The sequence below is a fragment of the Bacillus sp. EB600 genome (assembly GCF_024494385.1).
Taxonomy (GTDB): Bacteria; Bacillota; Bacilli; order Bacillales; family Cytobacillaceae; genus JAEVLT01.
The window spans coordinates 1-2,839 of record NZ_JAEVLT010000100.1 but is presented as its reverse complement, the minus strand read 5'-3'; the positions used below and the strand labels follow the sequence as shown (position 1 = coordinate 2,839).

1 protein-coding gene and 2 pseudogenes are annotated in these 2,839 nt (G+C 38.5%); 2 read left to right on the top strand and 1 reads right to left on the bottom strand.

Translation table 11 applies throughout. The features are described from left to right. A pseudogene (locus JN080_RS28595) lies at positions 1-283 on the top strand (IS4 family transposase); the annotation flags it as partial. Positions 284-990: 707 nt separating this feature from the next. Further along, positions 991-1,272: pseudogene (locus JN080_RS28590) on the top strand (arsenate reductase/protein-tyrosine-phosphatase family protein); the annotation flags it as partial. 329 nt (positions 1,273-1,601) lie between these two features. On the opposite strand, the gene JN080_RS28585 reads toward JN080_RS28590, so the two are convergent. Beyond that, the gene (locus JN080_RS28585; RefSeq protein ID WP_256239323.1) at positions 1,602-2,126 is read right to left on the bottom strand and encodes a D-glycero-alpha-D-manno-heptose-1,7-bisphosphate 7-phosphatase; all 525 of its coding nucleotides are present in this window, start codon (positions 2,124-2,126) and stop codon (positions 1,602-1,604) included. Positions 2,127-2,839: the final 713 nt, after the last annotated feature.

Below are 2,839 nucleotides of genomic sequence, written 5' to 3'. Positions count from 1 at the left end.
CCATACAACGATCGTCTTTACACGATACATTGTGCTTTCCTGGCAAAACCGATGTAGCACGGACGAAAGAACACTAGGCGGAATGTTTTATGAACTTTGTGATGAAATCAGTGACCTCGACTGGGCTATTGCACTTCAGCAATTAATTGAGCTTCTTGAAGATACCCTTAAAGAGAGTAACAAGAAAATTCAAAAGTTAATCAAAAGTAAACTACAACAATGGATCGCAGGCTTGCCCAGCTATATCAAGGTATACCTGCCTATTTCAGTGTGCGAAAGTTGAGTTATTATAAGATTAGATTTGAATTAATTTTTAATGAAAAAAAATGCACCTTTTAAATAAAAGTTCTTCCCTTTGCCGTACCTTGATTCAGGAAACATAAAAGGCAGTAATATTTGATTGATCTGGCATTTGGTTATATTCATCTTTAAGGAATTCAAGCCATGGATTAACCTGTTATGGGCTTGAGTCGTGGAGTCCATTCTTCATGGATCGAAGCCGCTATTGATGGATCCGGTAAAAATTCAATGCCTGCTTCGACTTGTAAAGAGAAGGCCTGAGACGAACGATTTTGCCTCTCTCCGTACCAATAACAATCTTCCATGAAAATGAAACCGTTCGATCAAATGAAAGAGTCGCAAACACAGCCACAATTCGTGAAAAACAACAATTACTATGCTAACTTTAACAATTTTCCATTTCCCTTAAAAACCTATTCGAGAAACCTCTAAACCAACCATGAAAAAAATCAAAGCATTCGCAAGAAATGCAATTGCTAGTTAGACTACCTATAAAAACAGCTATTTTTTGACAATCTCACCTTCAGTCATTTTTTTATTAGTATATTCTTAATTTCGAAGTTTCAGAATTGTTAAAACAGATATGTTCTTTAATCATTCCTTTACTCTTAATTTTACAAATGTATTTAAAAAGGACAAAGGTCTAGTCCTATAACCAAAGTATGCCTGGGGAATATTTGCCGTTCACCTATGGCTGAAGCTTTGTTTCGCCACTTAGTCAAAAAAGAAAATTTGACTAACAAAATTGCAGTTGATTCCGCTGCAACTAGTTCATGGCAATTCGGCTTTCCTCCGCACGAAGGAACTCTTGATATTCTAAAAAAATACAATATCTCTTCTGATAGACTTGTTGGACGCCACCTAAAGAAAGAAGACTTTTGGAAGTTCGACTATATTATCGGCATGGACGTTAGCAACATTGAAAATATTTACAGGATAACCGGCAAGCCTAATCATCCAAAGATCATTAGGCTGCACTTCTACGTCCATTATGATAGCTACCGTTATATATTCCTACTGTTAGCATTGTCTCATTATCAGCAAAGGTTCTATAATCATGCAATATAGAATCTTGGTCTTACATTATGATGCATGTTCTTTTCATTCTTTATCACCCAGCACCTCAATGGTCCGACAGGTGTTGTTACACTTCTACTACAGCAGGTTTCAGGATTATCAAAAAGATAACTTTTTTTCAACAAGAATTTCATGTAGCTATGAAACCCCAAAATTATATTCAAAATGAAACTGCTTGTGCTCTTCAAAGGCAGATTGCCCCTACAACGAGGGGCTTTATTTGTTTAGTTCGCCAAAATCCACGGCACGGCTGACAGCAAATCCGGAAACACGGCATCCGCTCCAGGATTATCTCTCTTTTCTCCAATAAACACGGTCTTGCATCCTGCCTTTTTCCCGGCTGAAATATCAGGTTCCCTATCCCCTACCATAATGCTGTCAGGTAAGGAGATGTCATGCTTTTCGGCTAAATCTTGCAGCATTTGGACTTCAGGTTTGCGACAACGACATCCCGCTTTTGGTTTGTGAGGGCAGTAGGCAATATCGTCGATGGCAGCACCCTCTTTCGCTAAATCCTTCTTCATTTTTTCATGAATCCTATGTAAGGCTGTCTCTTTCATGAATCCAAGTCCGATTCCCCCTTGATTCGTGACCACAAACGTCGGAAGACCCGTTTCGTTTAATTGGCGGATCGCCTCGGCTACCCCATCTAATAGATAGAATTCTTGAGGCTTGTTCACATACTTTACCCGATGACTTACTACTTCATTGATGACTCCATCCCGGTCTAAAAAAATGCCTTTCTTCAATTACGAAATCCCCCTTTGGAACACTTACTTTTGCGGCTACATGCAATAAATTGATTCACCATCAACTTCATTCTTCCACTACCATTATCGCCCTCCACTTTTTAAGTGAAACACGGTGATAATTTAATCCATTATTTCTCAATTTATTTACTTACATAGATGTCTTCATCACCATTTGAAAAATACCTTCTTCAGCTAATTCATCGAATAGGTCTTGAACTTTGGTGCCTGGCTCCCAGTAGGGGGTTACCAATTTATTGTAAAAAACGGGATATAGATTTCCAGTTTTAATATGTCACATAAAATTGGAGTCAGACACCGCAGAAAGATATTTTGTGTGATTTTGTCCATCAGTATTGCCTAGGGCACCTTATATAATATTGTTTTTCTCCCATTTTTAATTAAATTAATAAGTACTTTCTCTATTAGATTGCAGGCAGAAATATATTCTGATGCTTTTTGGGGGCTAAAGCAAATAGGCCAGGGCAATAATAAACTGTGTTCATGAAGTAACACAAGAAAGGAGAGGTTTACATGCCACAAGGAGCCTACTGAAACAAGCACCGTGAATGACCCCTCCTTAACACCCTTTCGGGTTGTTTTGAAGAAGGGGCTTCCTGATTCATCAACCGTAGCATAGTGGGGTTTTCCCAATATATCTTACACAATCTCCACAGGCGTAGATTATACTGTTCGGACACAACCTTGCCCTA